We start from the raw sequence: 21817 nt of genomic DNA, 5'->3' as shown, positions 1-21817 counted from the left end.
CCCCCCCCCCCCCCCCCCCCCCCCCCCCCCCCCCCCCCCCCCCCCCCCCCCCCCCCCCCCCCCCCCCCCCCCCGCCGGTCTCATTTGTGTTGCCCTGAACGCCGTGTCCCCGTTTCCGTGGCAAAGCCATAGATCAGTGCCAGCCGGTCCAGACATTCACGAAAACGCCGCGCAAAATAGTCGATCCAGCGCTGCGTACGGACGGCGCGACGCTGGCCGATCTCGTCCATGGTCAGGCCCAGCACCAACACGTCGTGCACTAGCGCGGCGCCGTCTGTGCCGAGTTCGCGCTCGATCCGGTTCAGCCGCAGCACCGCCTCGCGTTGGCTCTCGGTGACCGGCTCGCGCGTGCGCGCCCCATCGACATATTCGCGAGTCGGGTCCATTGCCTGAAGGCCTCGTTCGGCCCTCTCCCAATCGTTCTGGAAGGCGCGCCCGCCGCGATACTGTGCCTCGTCGATCTGATGGTGCGCGTGCAGCCGGCCGAGCGGATCGCAGCGGATCGACCGCACGGCCATGATCTTCTCGCCGGGGTCGAGCGCCAGCGGATTGTCCACCTCGACTTCCGCCACCTCCGCATTGAACGGTATCTCACGTGAGCGTCGGTCGTAGACATTCGCCAATTTATAGGACCTGTTGCGTCGGACACGTGCCACTCGGATACTCCTTGCGAAATTGACGATTGAACGGGCGGGCGTCAGGTCAGGCGGCAGAGACCAGCCTCAGCACGACGGGGCCGGCGACGCGGGCGGATCCAGCTCCGGCGCGGCGCGTCAGGCGCGCATGCGGCGTGCAATAGCTCGAGCCCGGCTCCCGCGGATGGCCGCAGAAGGTGATCTCCTCCCCGTCCTTGTCGCCGCCATAGGGATAGCGACAGTCCTCGCTAGCGAGTTCGACCAACGGGACCAAGCGGGGCTGGACGCCGACGCAGCGCAACTTGACGGGCGCGGCAGGCTTCATCGCGGATTTCGGCGGCAGGGTCAGCCCCGTGGGGCGGTGCGGCAGGACAAGACAGGCTCCCGACGGCAACGCCGGGACGATCGACGGGCTCGTCGTCCGTATCTGCACGACCAGCCCGAGCCGCTTGGCGCGGCCGACCACCGCGTTGCGCGTGTAAGCCGTTCCAAACCTTGCGTTAATCCGTCTTCCGATCTCCGCATAAGACATTCCCTTGAGAAAATAGTCGCGAAGCGCGTCGGAGTGCTCCGACGACCAATGGCCCGGTTCCATGCTGCTGTCCTGTGATGCGCCTCCTCCGATCGCACGATCGCGAGGCGGAGCCCACATTCCGGTATTCCGAAGTCGAAGTCAAGCGACAATTCTGATATTCATAATTGCATCAATTCCGAATTTCGGATTACAAGAGGCGGGACGATGGACAATCGAGGGAATCACCATGTTGGACGCTGCAATGATCGAACGGGGCCTGGAAAAGACGGGCAAGAGCAAGGGTGGCCTGGCGGCTGCCATGGGCGTTCGCCCCGGCGCTGTCTCGGAGATCCTCGGCGGCGAGCGCCTTGTGAAGGCTTCGGAAATCATCCCGATCATGGAATATCTCGAGCTCAATCTCGCGCCGATCATGGGCCGCGTCGGGGCCGGTGCCGTGATCGAGCCGGATTATGAGCAGGTTCCCCCGGAAGGCCTTGGCGACATCGCGCTGCCCTTTCCGATCATGGAGGAGACCATCGCATTCGAGATCGTGGGCGATTCGATGCTGCCCAAATACGAGAGCGGCGACGTCATCGTGGTCTACAAGGACCAGCGCCATCCGCTGTCGAGCTTCTACGGCGAGGAGGCCGTGGTCCGGCTCAAGACCGGCGAGCGCTATCTGAAGACTATCGAGCGGGGTAAATCCCCCTCCGTCGTCAATCTCACCAGCTTCAATGCCAAGCAGATCGTCGGCGTGAAACTGGAGTGGGTCGGCGAGATCTGCCTGTCCATGCCCAAGGGGCAGCTGGAGCGGTTGCGCGCCAAGTCGGCGCGCCCTCGCAAGCGGAGCAAGTAGGCTCTAATTCCGTTTTTTCGAAATGCACCTTGACTTGATTCCGTTTTTCGGAAATACTCTGCCGTGCCCGACCATGGGGCACGGCAGGATCGTTTCATGCAGTATTTCGTCGTGATGATCGACTATGGGCGCCGCGGCCGGGAAGCGGTCGTCGACCCTGAAATCACCAGGCGCGAGGTCATTTCCCGCGTCGCCTCAGGTGAGTATCGGAATATCTCGTTCATCCAGGAGATCGTGGAGAACTCGGTCCAAGACGTGACCGAGGCGATCCTCGCCGAGGCTGCCCTGCCCCGGATCCCGCCCGAAGAAGTCGACCTCCAGGCCCTGCGCCTCGATCACGCCCGCGATCTGCGCAAGCATGAGCGGACGTGACGCAGGCCCAAGCGGCTTGCGCCACAGCCCGTTCGGAGATCACACCGTGAGAACGGTTGATCCCGTGGTCTTGCGCGCGGCGAGATCGGCATGGGCTTTGGCGGCGTCCTTCAGTGGATAGGTCTGGTGCACCTCGATCTTGACCGCGCCGGACTTGACGACGTCGAACAGCTCGCCTGCCATCGCGACCAGGCTTTCACGCTTGGCGGCGTAGGTGAACAGCGTCGGTCGGGTGACGTAGAGCGAGCCCTTCTGCGCGAGCAAACCGAGATTGAGCGGCTCGACAGCGCCGGAGGACGCACCGAACAGCGCGGCGACGCCGAGCGGCGCGAGGCAGTCGAGCGACTTCAAGAACGTATCCTTGCCGACGGAGTCATAGACCACCGGCACCTTTTTGCCGCCAGTGATTTCGTCCACGCGCTTCACGAAATCCTCGTGGCTATAGATGATGACATGGTCGCAGCCATGCGCCTTGGCGAGCTTGGCCTTCTCGTCGTTGCTGACGGTGCCGATCACGGTCGCGCCGAGATGCTTGGCCCACTGGCAGAGAATCAGGCCGACGCCACCGGCGGCCGCATGGAGCAGGATGGTGTCGCCGGCCTTCACGCGATAGGTCTGCCGGATCAGATATTGCGTGGTGAGCCCCTTCAGCATCATCGCCGCCGCGGTCTTGTCGTCGATACTGTCCGGCAGCTTCAGCAGTCGGTCGGCCGGGATCAGCCGCGCCTCGGAATAGGCGCCGAGCGGCGAGGCGCCGTAGGCGACGCGATCGCCCGGCTTCACATCGGTGACACCGGGCCCGACCTCCTCGACGACGCCAGCAGCCTCGCTACCAAGCCCGCTCGGCAGTTGCGCCGGGTAAAGGCCCGAACGGTTGTAGATATCGACGAAGTTGAGACCGACGGCGGTATGGCGGATTCGCGCCTCGCCCGGTCCGGGCTTGCCGACACTGACCTCCTCCCAGACCAGCACTTCCGGACCACCGGTCTTGTGAAAGCGAATGGCATGCGTCATGGGCGTTGCTCCCTTATCGTTGAGGTCAGAGTCCGAATACCGGATCGGGCTTTTGAAATAGGTATTTGGTCCGCCCGTCACAGTACAGAGACGTAACAAGAATGTCACAGCGAACGACAAACCTCCGCTGTTCCGCCTCTGTTCGAAAGAGTTGATGTCGGCCTTGCGCCGGCCGGCAGTAGCCTTCGCGCGGGTTTGGAGGTCGTCTGCGAAGGAGAGCCGAGATGCCAGCTTATGTAAAGCATCATCAGGATATCGAGATCGCGCCTGTGATTTGCCCCGCTTGCATGGGGTTCCTTCCGATGTATGTGCGCGAGGTCGAACCGCATTGGAGTCTTGCCAAGATCGACTTCGTCTATGAATGCGCAGATTGCGGCGCCGAGGTCAGACAGACGATCCGCAAGCCGGAGTTGCTGCGGCACTGATCGCGCGGCCGGTAGCCGCCCAACTATTTGCGTTGAGCGGAAAAAACGCCCATTGGCGCGGGTCTGGCCTCTCCCAAACGAGGCTTGTTCTTTGCCGTGAACGCAGGCAGAACAAGCCTCAATCAAGACCTTTGGGAGCGCCTTCTCGTGGCTGAACAGAAGCCCTCGACAGCGATCGAGGCAGTGGAGAGCGGCCTCGCCGCGCAAGGCTACATCGCGAGCCGGCAGATCGCGACCGCCGTGTATTTGTCGCAACAGATCGAGAAGCCGATCCTGGTCGAAGGGCCCGCGGGCGTCGGCAAGACCGAGCTTGCCAAGGCGATCGCGGCCTGGCGCGGCCTGAAGATGATCCGCCTGCAATGCTACGAAGGCCTCGACGAGGCCAAGGCGCTCTATGAATGGAAATACGCCAAGCAGCTTCTCTACACGCAGATCCTCAAGGACAAGCTCGGCGAAGTCCTGGGCGGCGCGCAGACTCTGCACGCTGCACTTAATCAGCTCCACGATTTCGGCGACGTGTTCTTCTCAAAGGAGTTTGTCGAGCCGCGGCCGCTGCTGCAAGCGCTGGAGCAGCCGGGCGGCTGCGTGCTCCTGATCGACGAGATCGACAAGTCGGATGCGGAGTTCGAATCGTTGCTGCTGGAAATTCTCTCCGATTTCCAGGTCACGATCCCCGAACTCGGCACCGTCTCCGCAATCACGCCGCCAACGGTGATCCTCACCTCCAACAGCGAGCGCGATCTCGGCGATGCCCTGAAGCGGCGCTGCCTGCATCTGCACATCGGCTTCCCCGAGCAGCGGCTCGAGGAGCGCATCGTCGAGAGCCGCGTCCCCAACATCTCGCAGACGCTGCGGCGGCAGATGGTCGGCTTCATCCACGAAATCCGCTCGCTCGACCTGAAGAAGCTGCCTTCAGTCAGCGAGACCATCGACTGGGCGCGCGTGCTGGTGCTCTTGCAGGCCTCGGAGCTCGACACCGAGATCGTCAAGGACACGCTCAACGTGCTCCTGAAATACGAGGCCGACATCGAGGCGGCTCAGCCTCAGATTACGACCTTCATTGCCAAGGCAGCACGATCCAACGTCTTCGGTTGACGCCGATGCGCGAGAATATTCATCGTTTTTTCCGTGCGGCACGGGGCGCCGGCGTCCATGTCTCGCCTGCCGAAAGCATCGATGCGATGCGCGCGGTCGCGCAGGTCGGCGTTTCCGACCGGACCATCCTGCGCGATGCGCTCCTTCTGACGCTCGCCAAGTCGCAGGACGAAAAGCTCGCGCTCGGTGACTGCTTCGACCTGTTCTTCAGCCAGCCGGAGCCGCGGCAGGAACAATCTGAAGCCGACAGCAACGATGTTTCGGAGGACGCGGATCAATCTCCATCATCTGGTGAGGCCAGCGATGCAAGCGGCGGTTCGCCTCCCGCAGAATTGGGCCCCCTCGCGCAGATGCTGCTGTCGCAGGATCGCAACGCGATCACCGCCGCGATCGCCAGCGCCTCAGGTGCGGCCTCCCTGTCCGACATCCGCTACTCCACCCAGCGCGGCATCTTCTCCAGCCGCATCCTCGACGCCATGGGGCTCCAGCGGCTGCGCGACGATCTCGACGAGCTGACCCCGACCAATCCCGCACTGGCCGAGCGGCTTCGCGCCGCGCTCGATGCCTTGCGCGAAGCCGTTCGCGACACCGTCGCGCAGGGGCTTGCGCTCTATGCCCGCGAGGAGGCTGAAAACCTCCGCAACGAGATTCTGCGCAACGCGCCGCTTGCCCGCATCGAGCGGCGCCATGTCGCGGAGATGCGCGCTCTCATCCGCCAGATCGCACGGCGCCTGCGCGAGCGCTATTCGAAACCACGCAAGCGCCAACGGCGCGGTCATCTCGACGTCCGCCGCACGCTGCGCCGGAACGCCGCCTGGGGCGGCATCCCCTTTCTCACAGCCTGGAAGCGCAAGCATCGCGACCGGCCGAAGATCGTGGCGCTCTGCGATGTCTCGGGCTCAGTCGCGCAGGTCTCGGATTTCTTCCTGCTCCTGATCCATTCGCTGCACGAGGTCGTCGACGACGTCCATTCCTTCGCCTTCTCCTCGCATCTGATCGAAGTCAGCGACATCCTTGAATCGAAACCGCCGGAAGAGGCGATGGCCGAGATCATGTCCAAGGTCGGCTTCGGCTCCTCCGACTACGGCTCTTCGCTGGTCGATTTCGAGAAGGAGTTCATGAGCGCGCTGACGCCGCAGACCACGGTGATCGTGCTGGGCGATGCCCGCAGCAACAATCTCGATCCGCGCGCCGACATCCTGCGCCGCATCTCGGAGCGCTCGAAACGGCTGGTGTGGCTCAATCCCGAAGGACGTCTCGCCTGGGGCTTCGGCGATTCCGAGATGCCGCGCTATGCGACCTTCTGCAGCGTGGTGCGCCAGTGCGCGACCGCGCAGCAGCTCGAGCGCGCGGTGTCCGATATTGTGGCGACTTATCAGTAGGCCTTACCCACAGCCGACGTCAGTTTCGCACCAGCTCCGTCTGAGCCACATTGCACTCCCGGAAATGATAGGCGATCTCGTCAAGCGCGCGCTGCTCCCATTCTTGAGCTTGCGCAAGCCAGAAAACCCGGCGCTGGAAATCAAGCGCGGCGCGCTCCCGGCACAGGGATTCCTGACTGCGAATTTCGACCAGTCTGTTCATGCACTCCACTCCTGCCGTGTGAAGCTATTCCCCGCGAATCAGCGTAACAAAATCTCCAACCCTTCGTCTCATGATTTCTGTGCATATTGCGACGCAGAATGGGACAGCAGCGCTTCCCGTGCAGTGCGGTTGTTCGCGGACCAACATCAAGCCCACATCATCAATATGTGATCGAGGCTCCGGACGATCCTAGTGATCGAGCGGTCTTAACTCTTGTGGCGCAATGGCGTGCAGCAATTTGTGAAGAGAAGTTCTAAACACCTCACCGAATTCCCGACTCATTGTCGTCGCACGGTCTTCATGCAGCGCCACTAACAGAGGCGCACGAACGGCACTATGGCTTGAGGCAGCATGAGCAGCGACATCGACTTCGATCTTTCGCCAGACCAATGGGAGGTCCTGAAGGCGCTTCGCAACCCGGTGTCGAACGGTCGCCTTTCCAAGGCCTATCTCATCGAGAGCCTCGTCAAGCTCGGTCTTGTCGTCGTCTGCGACGGCGTCCCGGTCATGACCCCGAATGGACGCAAGGTGCTGGTACGCGGATCGTGTCGGCTGCTAGATCTCGCGGCGTGACGCGGCCACCCGCGTGCGGAACGTGACCGTAGGACCGCAAAATCGCCTGTCCAGTGACCGACGGCACCTCGAACGGTTTCCCGGTGCCGATGCGGATGCCCGGTCGCACCGCAAACGCGACCAAATAGACCTCCTCCTCAGCGAAAACCGCGACAATCTGGCACGCTAGTTGCTCCTTTCGACGATCGAGACGTCGTCAAAACGGGGGAGTCACCATGTCGACCATTGCCGCGGCCCCGGCCGCCGAGCCAAAGCCGCTCTACACATCGCTGTTCGTCCAGGTCCTGGCCGCGCTGATCCTCGGCATCATCCTGGGTGTGGCCGCGCCGGATTTTGCCATCTCCCTCAAGATCCTTAGCGACGCCTTCCTGAAGCTGATTTCGATGATCGTGGCGCCGATCGTGTTCTGCGTCGTCGTGCACGGCATTGCCGGCGCGGGCGACCTCAAGAAGGTCGGACGGGTCGGCGTCAAGGCGCTGGTCTATTTCGAGGTGATGACCACAGTCGCGCTCGTGGTAGGTCTCATCCTGGCCTACACTTTCGGCCCCGGCCACGGCATGAACATCGATCCCTCGACGCTGGACGCCAAGGCCCTCAATACCTATGCCGATAACGCCCACAAGCTTCAGGGCGGCGGCATCGGCTCCTTCCTCCTCAACGTAATCCCGAGCACCTCGTTCGACGCGTTGTCGCGCAACGACGTGCTCCAGGTGCTGTTCTTCGCCGTGCTGTTCGGCGTAGGCCTCGCACTGGTCGGCGGCGAGAAAGGCAAGCTCGTCACGTCGATGATCGATGCCGCCTCGACCGTGCTGTTCCGCGTCATGGGGCTTATCGTCCGCGTTGCTCCACTCGGCGTGCTCGGCGCAGTCGCCTACACCGTCGGCAAATACGGCGTCGGCTCGCTCAAGCAGCTCGTCTCACTGGTGGCGCTGTTCTACGTCTCGGTCGGCATCTTCGTGCTGGGCGTGCTCGGCGGCGTCATGGCGCTCGCCGGCATCAACATCCTCAAATTCCTCGCCTACCTGCGCGAGGAGTTGACCATCGTGCTCGCGACCGCCTCGTCCGACGCCGTGCTGCCGCAGATCATGAAGAAGCTGGAGCGGATGGGCGTGAAGGATTCCGTCGTCGGCCTCGTCATCCCGACCGGATATTCCTTCAACCTCGACGCCTTCTCGATCTACCTCACGCTCGCAGTCGTTTTCATCGCGCAGGCGACCAACACGCCGCTGTCCTTCGGCGATCTCCTGCTGGTGCTCGGCGTCTCCCTGATCACCTCGAAGGGCGCGCATGGCGTGCCGGGCTCCGCGATCGTGATTCTGGCGGCGACGCTGAACGCGGTGCCGAGCATCCCTGCGATCGGCCTCGTGCTGGTTTTGTCGGTCGACTGGTTCATCGGCATGGCTCGCGCGGTCGGCAACCTCACCGGCAATTGCGTTGCGACCGTGGTTGTGGCCGCCTGGGAAGGCGACCTTGACCGCGCCAAGGCGGCCAAGGTGCTCGACGGTGGCGAGCTTGTGGACGTGACGGCGGGGTAATGACCGCCGTTCAGTCATTCCACTGGAGGAGCGGCGTTCCATGCGCCCTCCTCCAGACGGAGAGGAAACGCGGAAACCAGGAGTGGGCCACGGCCCCCTTGTAAGCCCAGGTGCGATATTTCAGGCCCTGTTCCGAGATCAGTTCCTGATAGCCGCCGTGGACCTCGGTTGCGGTGCGAATGTCCTTCAGAATTCCCTGGGCACAGGATCGGTAGGTATCGCTCCCCGAGAATTCGTCATAATCCAGCATGCGATCCGCGAACTCGACGTTGAACGTCGGCCAGGAGGAACGTCCCTGGTAGGCGGGAGCCGCGATCTTGTGGATCATCTTGTTCCGCGGATTATCCGCGGACACCAGGAAGTGGAATGTGCTGGGGATGCGAAAGCGCGGCTCCGCAATGATCAGATCCGCCGTGGCCGCGAACAGCGCGCGCTCGGCCGGCTCGCTCATATCCCAGAAGCCGCGATGCACACTGGCGAAATCCAGCGCGACCGAGGACGCCGGCGAGCCCGTGGGGCCGTCCAGGGAATGCCTGATATAGCCGTCCTTGCCGAACAGGCGGAGGAGGTCCCTCTTGTACTGCGCCAGGTCGCGTCCGAGCCGCCGCTTCAGCTCGTTCTCGTCGACGATTCCGAGCTGCACGCCCCACACGAACGTCGTGTAGACGCAGGCATTGGTGACGAAACGCCTGCGCTCGGCGCGCGTGTCGGTTGCCGCGGAGCGCGGAGCACTGGCGTCGCACAGCAAATAGGTGGAGCCATCATCATTGAACGGTTCGAGCTCGCTTGCGAGCTGGAGGATCGCACGCTTCAGATCGCCGCAATATTCGGCCAGCAGCAGGCGGCCGGCATGCGCGCATTGCGACATCGCCAGATAGGATGACGCTCTCTCCTCGGCCGAGATCATCTGCCGCAGGCCGGCCAGAATGCCGAGCAGCGTATCCGAAGGGCGCGAGAAATAGTTCACGCCGAGATACCGGGCGCGCCCGGCCGGGACGATGGTCGTCGTGACGACGTTGGCGCGAACCGCTTCCAGCAGCAGCCGGACGCTCTTGTCGAGCAGACGAGCCCGGCGCACCGCATCCTGCGAATCCATGATGGTGTCGGGGTCGAGGACGTCGGGATAGAACCAGGCGAAGTCGCGCGGATAGTACGCAGAGGCGTGCGGCGCGCCGGTGACGAGAAAGGACTCAGATACCGCAAAGGCACTGTCCATCGAGTGCCGGTAAAGGTCCTCGATGGACGTGAACGGATGATGCGACTTCCTCAGGAATCGATCACCGAGAAAGTTCACCGCCTGAAGCGCGTTGGCAACGAAGGTCGCCGTCAGGCCTTGGTAAAACCGGTTTCCGCGATGGGATGGAGAAGAGATGCCGCTGTTCATAGGCGCCGTCGAATGGGTCTCGTGGTCCGGCGGGAGGCCGTCGCGGCTCCAGACCTGTCTGATTCGTGTCTCTATCCCGTGACTTGCGGGCTCAGTTTAGCCTTCCCGCGGCCGAAAGTTCTCGATCACGCGCAGCAACACCCGCGCGCCGGCGTCGGCATCGGCGAGCTCGACATGCTCGTCCGGGTGATGGCTGATGCCGCCGCGGCAGCGGACGAAGATCATGGCGACATCGGCAATATCGATCATGGCCATGCCGTCATGCCCGGCCCCGCTCGGCAGCTCGAAGACGGAAAAACCTTCCGCTTTGATCGCCTGCGCGATCTGCTCCTTGAGCCAGGGCGCACAAGGCGCGGTGCGGTTCTCGTGGGTGACGTCGAGCTGAAGCGTCAATTGACGCCGCTTTGCGATGGCTTCGATTTGCCTGACGGCATCGGCGACCGCGCGCTTGCGGTGCATGTCGGTCGGCGCCCGCATGTCGATGGTGAACGACACCTCGCCCGGAATGACGTTGGTCGCGCCGGGCCTCGCCTGGATGTAGCCGACGGTGCCGACCAGCCCGCCTTCGTCGGTGCGGCAAAACTGCTCGATCGCGCCGATGCATTCGGCCGCGCCCGCCAACGCATCGCGCCGGAGCGCCATCGGCACCGTGCCCGCGTGCCCCGCCATGCCGGTCAGCCGCGCGGCAAGCCGTGTCGCGCCCGCGATCGCGGTGACCACCCCGACGGGCAGGTTTTGTGCTTCCAGCACCGGCCCTTGCTCGATGTGCAGCTCGAGATAGGCAAGCAGCTCGCGCCGGGCCCGAGCGGCCGCGCCGATATGATCGGGATCGAGCCCGAACTGCACCAGCGCATCGCGCATGGCGACGCCATCGCTGTCGCGTGTGTTGAGGACGCTTTCGTCAAAAGTGCCGGCTACCGCGCGGCTGCCGAGCAGGGTCGAGGCAAAGCGCACCCCTTCCTCATCCGCAAAACCGACGATTTCGATCGCGAACGGCAGGCGCTTGCCGCGGCGGTTGAGATCGGCGACGCAGGCGATCGCCGTGATCACGCCCAGTGGCCCGTCCCATTTGCCGGCATCGCGGACGGTGTCGTAGTGCGAGCCGAGCATCAGGCAAGGCGCGCCCGGCCGCTCACCTTCGTAGCGCCCACAGACATTGCCGATCGCGTCGAGACGCGCACTCATGCCGGCGTCGCGCATCCAGCTCAGGATGAGGTCCGCCGCCTTGCGCAGCTCGCTGGTCAGATAGACGCGGGTGAGCTTGTCGCCTTCTTCCGAGATCGCCGCGAGCTCGTTGATCCCTCGCACGATCTCTTCGCCGAGCGAACCATTCTGAACGGCGTTACCAGCAGCCATCTCGGCGAGCTTTCCATCTCTTGGGACCGCGGCGACGGCGGTCCTGGCGGCAATCGATTCAAGTTCGGTGCCAGCGAAATCACGCTGCCGACGCCGGTCCAAGCAGCGCGTGGTTAGCATGGAATGCCGCCGCCGGCAGACCGCCCGGCCCTCGTCATGCACATGTTCAAGCCGGGTAAGACCTGCTTAACTCCATTGCATACAACTATAAAATAATGCCTATAATTTCATCTGCTGCTTTCATGCTCAGGTTCGGAACACATGAAATAACAATATATTTCCAACGACTTATTCGGAAATGCTCTCTCAATAGCCTCTGGCACGAAGCTTGCGACAATTGATCCTGGGCTCCGCCAGACCGGCGCAGCGAGATGAGGCGGTGCATCCGCCAAGGGGAGCAAGCAATGGAATTTGGCAGGATCTCACGACGTCATTTGTTGCAGGGCGGTGCGGCCGTCACCCTCGGTGCGGCGACGGGCATTCGTCCCGTCTTCGCGGCCGAGACCACCATCGGATTCATCTACGTCGGCTCGCGCGACGACTATGGCTACAACCAGGCGCATGCGCAGGGCGCGGCGGCGCTGAAGAAGATTCCCGGCCTCAAAGTCGTGGAAGAAGAGAAGGTGCCCGAGACCGACGCGGTCGAGAAGACGATCGAGTCCATGATCAATCTCGACGGCGCCACCCTGCTCTTCCCGACCTCGTTCGGTTACTACAATCCGCACATGGTCAAGATGGCCAACAAATTCCCGAAGCTGCACTTCGAGCATTGTGGCGGCCTGTGGAGCGACAAGGACCCGAAGAACGCCGGCAGCTATTTCGGCTATATCGATGAAGCCCAGTACATCTCGGGCATCGTCGCCGGCTATAGCTCCAAGAGCGGCAAGCTCGGCTTCGTCGCCGCCAAGCCGATCCCGCAAGTGCTGCGCAACATCAACGCATTCGCGCTCGGCGCGAGGCTTGCCAATCCCAAGGCCACCACGCAGGTCATCTTCACCGGTGACTGGTCGATGCCGGTCAAGGAAGCCGAGGCCACCAACAGCCTGATCGATCAGGGCGTCGACGTCCTCACTTGCCATGTCGACGGTCCGAAGACCATGGTCGAGAACGCCGCGCGTCGGGGCGCCATGGTGTGCGGCTATCACGTCAACCAGTCGCCGCTCGCGCCGAAGGCGTATCTCACGGGCGCCGAGTGGAACTGGGAAGCGCTGTACCCCAAATTCGTCAAGATGATCGCCGCCGGCGAGAGCATCCCGAACTTCTATCGCGGCGGCCTCAAGGAAGAGATCGTCAAGACCTCGCCCTATGGCGAAGCGGTCTCCGCCGAGGCGCGCAAGCACGCCGACGACGTCAAGGCCAAGTTCTTGTCCGGTGACGGCTACGCCATCTTCAAGGGAGGGCTGGTCGACAACAAGGGCAAGACGGTGATCGCGGCCGGCACCGATCGCGGCCAGAAGGACCCCGAACTCGAGAAGATGGACTATCTCGTGGAGGGCGTGGTCGGGGCGACTTCGTGACGGCGGAAGCTGCGGATCCCGTTGAAGCGGTCGGGACAGTTGCCCCGGCCGCCGATCCGGGATTCCTCCAGCGTCACGGCGGAGCGATCGAATATATCCTGATCCCGGGCGCGGCGCTGGCCGGCGCGCTCGTGGTCTTCGGCATCTTCGTCGCGATGTTCGGCAAGAACCCGCTCGACCTCTATTTCTACATGTACTACGGCGCGTTCGGCACCTGGTTCTCATGGCAGAACACGCTGACGCGCGCGGCGCCGCTGATCCTCACCGCGCTCTGCACGGCGCTGCCTGCGCAGCTCGGCATGGTCATCATCGGCGGCGAAGGCGCACTCCTGATCGGCGCGCTGTCGGCAACCGGCGCAGCACTGGTGCTTCAGGGCATGCCGCCGCTGATCGTTCAGATCGCCATGGTCGTCGGCGGCGTGATCGGCGGTGGCCTGTGGGTCATGCTTTCGGGCGCGCTGCGGCAATATCGCGGCGTCAACGAGACGATATCGAGCCTGTTGCTCGTCTACATCGCGCTCGCGGTCCTCAACCATCTCGTCGAAGGCGCGATGCGCGACCCCGCCAGCCTCAACAAGCCGTCGACCCGCGAGATCGGCGCGGCCAACATGATCGGATCGATACCTGGCACCGACGTGCATTGGGGTCTGGTGTTCGGCCTGATCGCCGCGATTGCCGCCTATATCCTGATCTATCACACCGTGTTCGGCTTCGCCGCGCGCGTTGCCGGCGGCAACATCCGCGCTGCGAAGATTGTCGGCCTCAATGTCAGCAAGTTGATCCTGACCATCTGCTTCCTTGCCGGCGGCGCCGCGGGCCTTGCCGGCATGGTCGAGGTCGCCGCCGTGCAGGGGCGCACCAACGCCAACCTCGCCGCGGGCTACGGCTTCACAGGGATTCTCGTCGCCTTCCTGGCGCGGCAAAATCCGCTCGCCATTATCCCCGTCGCGATCCTGCTCGGGGGTATCAGCGCCAGCGGCGGGCTGTTGCAGCGCCGCCTCGGATTGCCGGATGCATCCGCGCTGGTGCTGCAAGGCATCATCTTCGTCTTCGTGCTGGCCAGCGATGCGCTCTATGGCCGCATCGGGTTTCTGAAGGGAAAGTCCTGAGATGGCAGACGGCTCAATCGGACTCTGGACCGTCCCACTCGCCGTGCTCGGCGGCGCCATTCGCGTCTCGACGCCGTTCCTGTTCGTGAGCCTGGGCGAATGCATCACCGAGCGCTCCGGCCGCATCAATCTCGGCCTCGAGGGCACGCTGGTGATGGGCGCGATGAGCGCCTACGGCATTTCCTACCTCACGGGATCGCCGTGGCTGGGCGTGCTCGCCGCTGGCATTACCGGCGCGCTTCTGGGCGCCCTGCATGCCGGCATCTGCTCACTGCCGCGCGTCAACGACATTGCGGTCGGCATCGCGCTGATGCTGTTCGGCACCGGCCTAGCTTTCTATCTCGGCAAACCGTTGATCGAGCCGACAGCGCCTCGACTGCCCGCAATCGATTTCGGCTGGTGGAGCGACATTCCGCAGGTGCGCGCGGCCCTACGGGTCAACGTGCTGTTCCTGATCGGCGTCGCGCTCGCGCCAATTCTCTACTGGGCCTTCCGGACCACGCGCTGGGGCCTCCTGATCCGCACCGCCGGCGAGAGTTCGGACGCCGCGCGCGCGATGGGCCACTCCGTGCTGCTGATCCGCCTGCGCGCGACTATGGTCGGCGGCTTCCTCGCCGGCATCGGTGGCTCCTTCCTGTCGCTGTTCTATCCCGGCAGCTGGAACGAGGGCCTGTCCTCCGGACAAGGTATCACCGCGGTGGCGCTGGTGATCTTCGCGCGCTGGGACCCCCTGCTCTGCCTATGGGCCTCGCTCGCCTTCGGCGGCGCTGCAGCGCTCGGACCCGCGCTTCAGTCCGTCGGCGTCACCTCCGGCTATCACCTCTTCAACGCCGCGCCCTACATCCTGACGCTTGCGATCATGATCATCACCTGCTCGCCGAAGCGGACGCTCACCGGTGCCCCCGCCGAACTCTCGATCACACGGTAACACGCGACACGCAAAGAGGTCGTCCATGCCCGAGCGCTACCTCAAGTCCGAGCCCTATGCCTGGCCTTACAACGGTGATCTCCGTCCCGAGAACACCGCGCTGATCATCATCGACATGCAGACCGATTTCTGCGGTGTCGGCGGTTATGTCGACAAGATGGGCTATGACCTGTCGCTGACCCGGGCGCCGATCGAACCCATCAAGAAGCTGCTCGCTGCGATGCGCGCACAGGGCTTCCACATCATCCATACCCGCGAAGGCCACCGCCCCGATCTCTCGGATTTGCCCGCCAACAAGCGCTGGCGTTCCCGGCAGATCGGCGCCGGCATCGGCGATCCCGGCCCCTGTGGCCGCATCCTGGTGCGCGGAGAGGCCGGGTGGGACATCATCCCGGAGCTCGCGCCGCTGCCCGGCGAACCGATCATCGACAAGCCCGGCAAGGGCTCGTTCTGCGCCACCGATCTGGAGCTGATCCTGCGCGTGCGCGGTATCGAGAACATCGTGCTCACCGGGATCACCACCGACGTTTGCGTTCACACCACCATGCGTGAGGCGAACGACCGCGGCTTCGAATGCGTGCTGTTGCACGATTGCTGCGGCGCGACCGACAGGAGCAATCACGAGCACGCACTGAAGATGATCAAGATGCAGGGCGGCGTATTCGGTGCGGTCTCGACCTCCGACGCCTTCATCGGAGCGATTTCGTGATCGTCGGCGAAACGCCACCGCCATCAGGCGCCTTCGGCGTCGACGCGATCGCCATGACCATGCGCTTCGGTGATTTCGTGGCGCTGGACAATATCGCGCTGAAAGTGCGGCCGGGTTCGTTCCATGCGCTGCTCGGGGAGAACGGCGCCGGCAAGTCGACCCTCGTCAAATGCATCATGGGTTACTATCACGCCACCGAGGGCGACATCCTCGTCGGGGGCCGCGAGCAGGCGATCGGCAATCCGAAGGACGCCCACGCCCTCGGCCTCGGCATGGTCTACCAGCATTTCACCCTGGTGCCGGCGATGACGGTCGCCGAAAATCTGGTGCTGGCGCGCGATGACGTGCCGGCCGTCGTGAACTGGCCGAAAGAGATGAAGGAGCTCGAGGCCTTTCTCGCGCGCATGCCGTTCAAGGTCCCGCTCAGCGCAAAAGTCTCCGACATCTCCGCGGGCGAACGGCAGAAGTGCGAGATCCTCAAGCAGCTCTACCTGAGGCGTCGCTTCCTGATCCTGGACGAGCCGACTTCGGTGCTGACCCCGGCGGAAGCCGACGAGGTGCTCGGCATGCTCCGCGACATGGTCGTCAAGGGCGAGCTGACCATCCTGATGATCACGCACAAATTCCGCGAGGTCATGGCCTTCGCCGACGACGTCACGATCCTGCGCCGCGGCAAGCTCGCCGGCGCCGGCAAGGTTTCCGAACTGACGCCGGACGCGATGGCGCGCACCATGATCGGCGCCGAGGAGCTGACGGTGCAGCCGCCGCGCACCGGTGAGGCCGGCAAGGCGAGGCTGGAGCTGACGAAGATGCGCGCGCTCGACGACGCCGGCGCCATCGCCGTGCATGACGTCTCCCTCACGGTCCGTGCCGGCGAGATCGTCGGCATCGCCGGCGTCTCCGGCAACGGCCAGCGCCAGCTCGTCGAGGTGCTGGCCGGGCAGCGCGCAGCCGAGAGCGGCGAGATCCGTGTCGCCGGCGATCCCTATCACGCCAGCCGCGAGGAGATGCGGCGGCACAATATGTCACTCCTGCCGGAGGAGCCACTGAAGAACGCCTGTGTCGGCGGCATGAGCGTCGCCGACAACATCGCCTTCCGCGAGTTCGACCGCGCGCCTTTCGCGAGCCTCGGCTGGTGGCTCAACCGCGGCGCCTTCCGCGTCGACGCCAGGAAGAAGATCGCCCGGTACAAGATCAAGACCCGCACCCCGGACACGCCGATCTCGGCGCTGTCGGGCGGCAACGTCCAGCGCGCCGTGCTGGCCCGCGAGCTCGGCGGCGACGTCGAGGTGCTGATCGCAGCCAATCCCTGTTTCGGGCTCGATTTCGCAGCGGTGGCGCAAATCCATGCCGAGATCATGGCCGCGCGTAACCGCGGCGCCGCGGTGCTGTTGGTCAGCGAGGACCTCGACGAACTCCTTGAACTCTCCGATCGGCTGGTGGTGATGTTCCACGGCGAATTCGTGTATGAAGCACGGACCAGCGAAGCCGATCTGACCGTTGTCGGCCGGCATATGGCGGGGCATTGACCAGGGAAGAGCGATGAGCGGCGGGTCCGAGCGCGACGAGCACTTCCTCCGCCTTTCGTTTGCGGTCGCCCGCCGTTCCCTCACCCACGGCAATCATCCCTTCGGTTGCATCGTCGTCGATGCTGAAGGCAAGGTGCTGATCGAGGCCGAGAACGGCTACATGCCGGATCACGACGGCACCGCGCATGCCGAGCGCCTCGCCGCCACGCAGGCCTGCCGCACGCTCGGACGCGAGGTGTTGGCGAAGGCCACGCTCTATTCCTCCGCCGAGCCCTGCGCGATGTGCGCCGGCGCGATCTACTGGGCCGGCATCGGTCGTGTCGTCTATGGGCTCAGCGAGCACCGCCTGCGCGGCATCACCGGCGATCATCCGGAGAACCCGACGCTCGACCTGCCCTGTCGCGAGGTCTTTGCCAGTGGCCAGCGGCCGACAGAGGTTGCGGGGCCGCTGCTCGAAGACGAGGCCGAAGCGCTGCACGATGGCGTGTGGACGAAGTAGCAAACACCAATTCAATTTCGTAGAGCGCGCCGACGGCTCATCCCCTACGTTCCTACCCACAAACGAAGATGACGCCGCGGAGGTTTGCCGCGGCGCCATCGTCGTTCACCTGAAGCGTGTCAGGGTGGCTAGAACTTCACAGTGACACCGGAGTAGAGCGAGGACTCGGTGCAGGAGCCGGTGCTCACCCTCGCGCCACCGGCCAGGGTGGTGCAGGCCACGGCGTTGTTGTGATCGAGGCCGAACTTGTTCTGCCAATAGCGGTAGGCGACCCAGACGTCCACGAAGTGCGAGTACTTCTCACCCCAAACCGCCTTCGAAGCATCGAGGGTCAGGCGGATCGGCTCGGAGTTGAACTCGACCTTGGTGGGATAGACGCCGTTGGCGACGCTGGCGGGAAGCGGCTCAGTGTCGGTGCCCTTCTTGCCGTACCACGCCGCGCGGCCGCTGATCGAGAAATACTGCATGTTCTGCGGCAGGAAGCCGAGGTCCATATAGTAGTTGGTTTCGATCGCCCAGGTCGGCTTGAACGACGTGTTGCCGTCGGCAATACACGGAGCGGACCAACCGGCGCCGCACTGCGAGAAGGAGTTGTGGTTGGCGAACTCCCAGTACACGAGCGGCGCGACGTTGAAGTAGCCCTTATAGGGAAGATCGAAGGCGAACTGCAGACCGGCGACGACGTCGCGCTTGGCGGCGCCGAAATACCGGTTCTCCGTGTTGGCATCCATGCCAACCTCGAACGAGATGTTATGCAGCGGGCCCTGCGTGAAGGCCTTGGTGTTGAAGATCTCGTTCCCGCCGAAGGTCGAGCGGAAAAGGCCGTAGATTTCTGTCGCGCCGGCACAGCTCGTCGGCGTCGCTGCGAAGCCCGCAGCCGGCGAAACGACCACGCCTGTGGCGGTACACGGGCCTGCCGGATCGTTGTGATCCGACTTGAACATCGAGATGGTGAAGAAATTGGTGCCGTAGGTCCAGGCATCGAAGTGGGTGAAGGAGTAGACCTGCTTCGTCGTCTTGGCGTTGATCACGCCGTTGGTGTTGGTGAACGCACCGGGCTGCGAGGCATTGAAGATATAGGAGAAGGTGACGCGGTCGTCGATCACCAGGAAGAACGGAAGGTCGGCCGCTTTCTTGGCAGCCTTGACCGGCAGATCCGCCGCCTGCGCCAGGCCACTGGTAGCAACCGTAGCAAGTGACAGCGCGCCTGCTGCAATTGCCTTGAAACGAAACGACATCCTGAATACCCCCAAGTTTGGACACGTAAAAATGAACGTCCCTTGGGTGCGACACTTGCGCCGATCTCCCGGAGTGAGAAGCCTCAACTTGTTTCAAGGTATGCCGCTTGTTTGCACAGGGCGCTGCGTTTCACCGCCGGATTTGGAAGGCCAAAGTCACCGCCACGCCGTCGGGCGAGAGTGGCCATTGCCGGATATTCCCATTTGATTTCGCTCGCCTTTTCATGTCGGCCGGACAATGCAGACAAGATGGGCGGGAGCCACTGTCGAGGTGTTCGCAAATGCATACGCTCGATGGCGCGTCTCTGCTCAACTTCACGCCAAGCCTGCATAGCGGGTTCCGATTTGGCTTGAGCCGTCACAAATTTGCAACAGGCGTTACACGCAAGCCGTGACTGCCAAGGCTGCTCGGAAGGTATCCGAGGACGATCGCCACTGGCGAGAGCCGCGACTCGCCGACACCTCGTGCTGCCGAAGCGTTGAGCAAGGGATGACGCTTTTTCACACCTTACGCGGCGGTTCAAACTAGCTCAGTATTGAGGCACTTCTCCCCATGCAAGCGCATCAGCGAATGTTGGACTCAACGACTAACGGCCTGCATTCCGGCGAGTCCCCGCTCCTCAGGACGATCGGGCTTACCAAGCGCTATGGGGATTTCCTCGCCAACGACGCCATCGACATCGATATCTGGCCAACGGAAATCCACGCGCTGCTGGGCGAGAACGGTGCCGGCAAGTCGACGCTTGTCAAGGCGATTTACGGGCTGATCCAGCCCAGCGCCGGCCAGATTTGTTGGCAGGGCCAGCCGATCGTGCTGTCCGGTCCCTCGGAGGCGCGCAGCCGCGGCATCGGCATGGTGTTCCAGCATTTCTCGTTGTTCGACAATCTCACCGTCGCCGAGAACGTTGCGCTCGGCCTCGACGGGAAAGAATCTTTCAAGGACATGTCGGCGCGGCTTGAGCAGGTGTCGAAGACTTATGGTCTGCCGCTCGATCCTAAACGCGAGGTCTGGCAATTGTCGGTCGGCGAGCGCCAGCGCATCGAGATCGTCCGCGCGCTGATGCAGGATCCGCAATTCCTGATCCTTGACGAGCCCACCGCGGTGCTGACGCCACAGGAAGCCGACCAGCTCTTCGTCGTGCTGGAGCGGCTCAAGGCCGAAGGTCGCGCCATCCTCTATATCAGCCACAAGCTCGAAGAGGTGAAGCGCCTGTGCGACACGGCAACGATCCTGCGCGGCGGCAAGAAGGTGGAGACCTGCAATCCCAGGCTTGAGACCGCCGCTTCGCTCGCGCGCATGATGGTCGGCGGCGAGATCAAGGAGGTGAAGGCGGCCGCCGGCCGGCAGACCACGGTGCCGCGCCTCGTCGTCAACGATCTCTCGCTCGCCCCCGGCGAGGCGCATGGCGTGCGGCTCGAGCACATCTCGTTCGAGTTGAAAGGCGGCGAGATCCTCGGCATCGCCGGGGTCGCCGGCAACGGCCAAGACGAACTGTTCGCCGCGCTGTCCGGCGAACGCCTGTCGAAGGATCCCGGCACGATCGTGATCGAAGGCCTTGCTGCCGGCCATCTCTCGATCACGCAGCGCCGCAAGCTCGGCGCGGCTTTCGTTCCCGAGGAGCGGCTCGGCCACGGCACCGCGCCGCGCATGAAACTTTCGGAGAATGCGCTGCTCACCGGGCACGCCGCCAGCGGCATGGTCCATCACGGCTTCATCGATACTGCGGCCACCCTGAAGACGGTCGACCGCGCAACCGAGACCTTCGACGTCCGCAAGGCCAAGCGCGATCCGGAAGCAGCATCCCTCTCCGGCGGCAATTTGCAAAAATTCATCGTGGGACGCGAGATCCTGCGCAATCCCGCGGTACTGGTGGTGAGCCAGCCGACCTGGGGCGTCGACGCCGGTGCGGCCGCCGTCATCCGCCAAGCGCTGCTTGATCTCGCAACCGCAGGCGCTGCCGTGCTCGTGACCAGCCAGGACCTCGACGAGCTCGCGGAAATCGCCGACCGCATCGCCGTGATGTTCCATGGCCATCTATCTGCACCGCTCGCCACCAGCGAGGCGACGCGCGAAAAACTCGGCCTGTTGATGGGCGGCAGCACGCTGGAGACGAAAGAGGCCGCGCATGCAGTTGGTGCTTGAGAAGCGCGTCGAGCGCTCCAACACGATCGCGCTGGTCTCTCCGCTGATCGCGATCGGCCTCACGATCGTGACCATGGTTATCCTGTTCGCGATCCTCGGCAAGAATCCGCTGCTTGCTTTGCACGCCTATTTCATCGCGCCTTTGACCGACAGCTATTCGCTGCAGGAAATCGCGGTGAAGGCGACACCGTTGGTGATGATCGCAATCGGGCTGTCGCTCTGCTATCTCGCCAATGCCTGGAACATCGGTGCCGAAGGGCAATTCCTGATCGGAGCGGTCGCCGGAAGCTGGATTGCGGTGAAGACGCAGGGCACCGACGCCGGCGTCTGGGTGCTGCCGGTCATGCTCGTGCTCGCCGCCGCCGCAGGCGCGCTCTACGCGCTGATCCCCGCAATCTGCAAAGTGAAGTTCGGCGCCAGCGAGATCCTGACCAGCCTGATGCTGGTCTATGTCGCCGATCTCTTCCTCGACTACCTCGTGCGCGGTCCCTGGCGCGATCCACACGGCTTCAATTTCCCGACCACGGCCGAGTTCGATCCTGTCGCGACGGTGCCGCTGCTGATCGAAGGCGGCAGGCTGCATCTGGGCTCGATCATCGCCCTACTCGTCGTCGCGGCAGCCGCAATCCTGCTCGGACGCACCATCAAGGGCTTCGAGATCCGTGTGGTGGGCGCCGCGCCCCCCCCCGGGGGGGGGGGGGGGGGGGAAAGACAACAAATTTTAAAAAATCGCCTAAGCCGCAACCGCCCCCCGGGGGGGCGCGCGCGGCGCACCGCCGGCGCCGGGGCGCGGGGGGGCGGA

General features: G+C 63.8%; 22 protein-coding genes. 15 read left to right on the top strand and 7 right to left on the bottom strand.

Features of this window, described 5'->3' with window-relative positions:
• Window positions 1-80 precede the first annotated feature (80 nt).
• Both AC0L3K_RS29955 and AC0L3K_RS29950 read right to left on the bottom strand, forming a co-directional pair.
• Window positions 81-656 carry a hypothetical protein gene (locus AC0L3K_RS29955; RefSeq protein ID WP_007601488.1) on the bottom strand — a complete coding sequence of 192 codons (576 nt, stop codon included), beginning with the start codon at window positions 654-656 and terminating at the stop codon, window positions 81-83.
• 46 nt (window positions 657-702) lie between these two features.
• A complete protein-coding gene (locus AC0L3K_RS29950) occupies window positions 703-1230 on the bottom strand; it encodes a GcrA family cell cycle regulator (protein WP_473367376.1) in 528 nt (175 codons plus the stop codon).
• 166 nt (window positions 1231-1396) lie between these two features.
• Here AC0L3K_RS29950 and AC0L3K_RS29945 point away from each other — a divergent pair, with 166 nt between their 5' ends.
• Window positions 1397-2005 carry a S24 family peptidase gene (locus tag AC0L3K_RS29945; RefSeq protein ID WP_007601486.1) on the top strand — a complete coding sequence of 203 codons (609 nt, stop codon included), beginning with the start codon at window positions 1397-1399 and terminating at the stop codon, window positions 2003-2005.
• Between the two features lie 96 nt (window positions 2006-2101).
• The gene (locus AC0L3K_RS29940) at window positions 2102-2377 is read left to right on the top strand and encodes a hypothetical protein (protein ID WP_473367375.1); all 276 of its coding nucleotides are present in this window, start codon (window positions 2102-2104) and stop codon (window positions 2375-2377) included.
• Between the two features lie 39 nt (window positions 2378-2416).
• On the opposite strand, the gene AC0L3K_RS29935 is transcribed toward AC0L3K_RS29940, so the two are convergent.
• A complete protein-coding gene (locus AC0L3K_RS29935; protein ID WP_007601484.1) occupies window positions 2417-3391 on the bottom strand; it encodes a quinone oxidoreductase family protein in 975 nt (324 codons plus the stop codon).
• 224 nt (window positions 3392-3615) lie between these two features.
• Here AC0L3K_RS29935 and AC0L3K_RS29930 point away from each other — a divergent pair, with 224 nt between their 5' ends.
• The 3 genes from AC0L3K_RS29930 to AC0L3K_RS29920 all read left to right on the top strand — a co-directional run bounded on the left by AC0L3K_RS29930 (window position 3616) and on the right by AC0L3K_RS29920 (window position 6293).
• On the top strand, window positions 3616-3816 hold the full coding sequence (locus AC0L3K_RS29930) for a hypothetical protein (RefSeq protein WP_007601483.1): 201 nt from the start codon (window positions 3616-3618) through the stop codon (window positions 3814-3816).
• A 147-nt stretch (window positions 3817-3963) separates the two neighbouring features.
• Complete coding sequence (locus AC0L3K_RS29925) at window positions 3964-4911, top strand: AAA family ATPase (RefSeq protein WP_007601482.1); 948 nt, start codon at window positions 3964-3966, stop codon at window positions 4909-4911.
• 5 nt (window positions 4912-4916) lie between these two features.
• Entirely contained in the window at window positions 4917-6293 is a 1377-nt protein-coding gene (locus AC0L3K_RS29920; RefSeq protein ID WP_007601481.1) for a vWA domain-containing protein, read from the top strand.
• 19 nt (window positions 6294-6312) lie between these two features.
• Here AC0L3K_RS29920 and AC0L3K_RS29915 read toward each other — a convergent pair whose 3' ends face one another.
• The gene (locus AC0L3K_RS29915) at window positions 6313-6495 is read right to left on the bottom strand and encodes a hypothetical protein (protein ID WP_007601478.1); all 183 of its coding nucleotides are present in this window, start codon (window positions 6493-6495) and stop codon (window positions 6313-6315) included.
• Between the two features lie 351 nt (window positions 6496-6846).
• On the opposite strand from AC0L3K_RS29915, the gene AC0L3K_RS29910 reads away from it, so the two are divergent.
• Both AC0L3K_RS29910 and AC0L3K_RS29905 read left to right on the top strand, forming a co-directional pair.
• Window positions 6847-7068 (top strand): hypothetical protein, encoded by a 222-nt coding sequence (locus AC0L3K_RS29910; protein ID WP_007601477.1) that lies wholly within the window; start codon window positions 6847-6849, stop codon window positions 7066-7068.
• Between the two features lie 215 nt (window positions 7069-7283).
• Window positions 7284-8603 (top strand): dicarboxylate/amino acid:cation symporter, encoded by a 1320-nt coding sequence (locus AC0L3K_RS29905; RefSeq protein WP_018456682.1) that lies wholly within the window; start codon window positions 7284-7286, stop codon window positions 8601-8603.
• A 10-nt stretch (window positions 8604-8613) separates the two neighbouring features.
• Here AC0L3K_RS29905 and AC0L3K_RS29900 read toward each other — a convergent pair whose 3' ends face one another.
• Complete coding sequence (locus tag AC0L3K_RS29900) at window positions 8614-9987, bottom strand: hypothetical protein (protein ID WP_007601475.1); 1374 nt, start codon at window positions 9985-9987, stop codon at window positions 8614-8616.
• 96 nt (window positions 9988-10083) lie between these two features.
• On the bottom strand, window positions 10084-11343 hold the full coding sequence (locus AC0L3K_RS29895; protein ID WP_035995577.1) for an allantoate amidohydrolase: 1260 nt from the start codon (window positions 11341-11343) through the stop codon (window positions 10084-10086).
• 404 nt (window positions 11344-11747) lie between these two features.
• On the opposite strand from AC0L3K_RS29895, the gene AC0L3K_RS29890 reads away from it, so the two are divergent.
• The 6 genes from AC0L3K_RS29890 to AC0L3K_RS29865 are packed head-to-tail and all read left to right on the top strand — an operon-like array spanning window position 11748 to window position 17634.
• Window positions 11748-12860: a BMP family ABC transporter substrate-binding protein gene (locus AC0L3K_RS29890; protein WP_219685286.1), complete on the top strand. Its 1113-nt coding sequence runs from the start codon at window positions 11748-11750 to the stop codon at window positions 12858-12860.
• A complete protein-coding gene (locus AC0L3K_RS29885) occupies window positions 12857-13969 on the top strand; it encodes an ABC transporter permease (protein WP_473367374.1) in 1113 nt (370 codons plus the stop codon). The genes AC0L3K_RS29890 and AC0L3K_RS29885 overlap by 4 nt, the downstream gene beginning before the upstream one ends.
• Window position 13970: 1 nt before the next feature.
• Window positions 13971-14897 carry an ABC transporter permease gene (locus AC0L3K_RS29880; protein ID WP_007601468.1) on the top strand — a complete coding sequence of 309 codons (927 nt, stop codon included), beginning with the start codon at window positions 13971-13973 and terminating at the stop codon, window positions 14895-14897.
• Between the two features lie 25 nt (window positions 14898-14922).
• Window positions 14923-15606, top strand: coding sequence for a biuret amidohydrolase (gene biuH / locus AC0L3K_RS29875; protein WP_219685284.1), 684 nt, complete (start codon window positions 14923-14925; stop codon window positions 15604-15606).
• Window positions 15603-17135 (top strand): ABC transporter ATP-binding protein, encoded by a 1533-nt coding sequence (locus AC0L3K_RS29870; RefSeq protein ID WP_473367373.1) that lies wholly within the window; start codon window positions 15603-15605, stop codon window positions 17133-17135. The genes biuH and AC0L3K_RS29870 overlap by 4 nt, the downstream gene beginning before the upstream one ends.
• Window positions 17136-17148: 13 nt before the next feature.
• Window positions 17149-17634, top strand: coding sequence for a nucleoside deaminase (locus tag AC0L3K_RS29865; RefSeq protein WP_219685282.1), 486 nt, complete (start codon window positions 17149-17151; stop codon window positions 17632-17634).
• 128 nt (window positions 17635-17762) lie between these two features.
• Here AC0L3K_RS29865 and AC0L3K_RS29860 read toward each other — a convergent pair whose 3' ends face one another.
• Window positions 17763-18872 carry a hypothetical protein gene (locus AC0L3K_RS29860; RefSeq protein ID WP_473367372.1) on the bottom strand — a complete coding sequence of 370 codons (1110 nt, stop codon included), beginning with the start codon at window positions 18870-18872 and terminating at the stop codon, window positions 17763-17765.
• A 571-nt stretch (window positions 18873-19443) separates the two neighbouring features.
• Between AC0L3K_RS29860 and AC0L3K_RS29855 the strand changes: the two genes are divergently transcribed.
• Complete coding sequence (locus AC0L3K_RS29855) at window positions 19444-21015, top strand: ABC transporter ATP-binding protein (protein WP_473255968.1); 1572 nt, start codon at window positions 19444-19446, stop codon at window positions 21013-21015.
• Window positions 20999-21817, top strand: an 819-nt coding sequence (locus tag AC0L3K_RS29850; protein WP_473367371.1) for an ABC transporter permease, incomplete at its 3' end; no start/stop codon positions are given. The genes AC0L3K_RS29855 and AC0L3K_RS29850, both read left to right, overlap by 17 nt.

It is taken from the genome of Bradyrhizobium sp. MI1.10 (assembly GCF_055811035.1).
Note: the sequence above shows the minus strand (reverse complement) of the source record. Positions and strands in the feature narration are given on the sequence as shown.

Excerpts from the sequence above, each read along its gene's own strand:
- AC0L3K_RS29950 (WP_473367376.1), bottom strand. The coding sequence starts at position 1,230 with ATGGAACCGGGCCATTGGTCGTCGGAGCACTCCGACGCGCTTCGCGAC.
- AC0L3K_RS29945 (WP_007601486.1), top strand. The coding sequence starts at position 1,397 with ATGTTGGACGCTGCAATGATCGAACGGGGCCTGGAAAAGACGGGCAAG.
- AC0L3K_RS29940 (WP_473367375.1), top strand. The coding sequence starts at position 2,102 with ATGCAGTATTTCGTCGTGATGATCGACTATGGGCGCCGCGGCCGGGAA.
- AC0L3K_RS29935 (WP_007601484.1), bottom strand. The coding sequence starts at position 3,391 with ATGACGCATGCCATTCGCTTTCACAAGACCGGTGGTCCGGAAGTGCTG.
- AC0L3K_RS29930 (WP_007601483.1), top strand. The coding sequence starts at position 3,616 with ATGCCAGCTTATGTAAAGCATCATCAGGATATCGAGATCGCGCCTGTG.
- AC0L3K_RS29920 (WP_007601481.1), top strand. The coding sequence starts at position 4,917 with ATGCGCGAGAATATTCATCGTTTTTTCCGTGCGGCACGGGGCGCCGGC.
- AC0L3K_RS29915 (WP_007601478.1), bottom strand. The coding sequence starts at position 6,495 with ATGAACAGACTGGTCGAAATTCGCAGTCAGGAATCCCTGTGCCGGGAG.
- AC0L3K_RS29910 (WP_007601477.1), top strand. The coding sequence starts at position 6,847 with ATGAGCAGCGACATCGACTTCGATCTTTCGCCAGACCAATGGGAGGTC.
- AC0L3K_RS29905 (WP_018456682.1), top strand. The coding sequence starts at position 7,284 with ATGTCGACCATTGCCGCGGCCCCGGCCGCCGAGCCAAAGCCGCTCTAC.
- AC0L3K_RS29900 (WP_007601475.1), bottom strand. The coding sequence starts at position 9,987 with ATGAACAGCGGCATCTCTTCTCCATCCCATCGCGGAAACCGGTTTTAC.
- AC0L3K_RS29895 (WP_035995577.1), bottom strand. The coding sequence starts at position 11,343 with ATGGCTGCTGGTAACGCCGTTCAGAATGGTTCGCTCGGCGAAGAGATC.
- AC0L3K_RS29890 (WP_219685286.1), top strand. The coding sequence starts at position 11,748 with ATGGAATTTGGCAGGATCTCACGACGTCATTTGTTGCAGGGCGGTGCG.
- AC0L3K_RS29880 (WP_007601468.1), top strand. The coding sequence starts at position 13,971 with ATGGCAGACGGCTCAATCGGACTCTGGACCGTCCCACTCGCCGTGCTC.
- biuH (WP_219685284.1), top strand. The coding sequence starts at position 14,923 with ATGCCCGAGCGCTACCTCAAGTCCGAGCCCTATGCCTGGCCTTACAAC.
- AC0L3K_RS29865 (WP_219685282.1), top strand. The coding sequence starts at position 17,149 with ATGAGCGGCGGGTCCGAGCGCGACGAGCACTTCCTCCGCCTTTCGTTT.
- AC0L3K_RS29860 (WP_473367372.1), bottom strand. The coding sequence starts at position 18,872 with ATGTCGTTTCGTTTCAAGGCAATTGCAGCAGGCGCGCTGTCACTTGCT.
- AC0L3K_RS29855 (WP_473255968.1), top strand. The coding sequence starts at position 19,444 with ATGTTGGACTCAACGACTAACGGCCTGCATTCCGGCGAGTCCCCGCTC.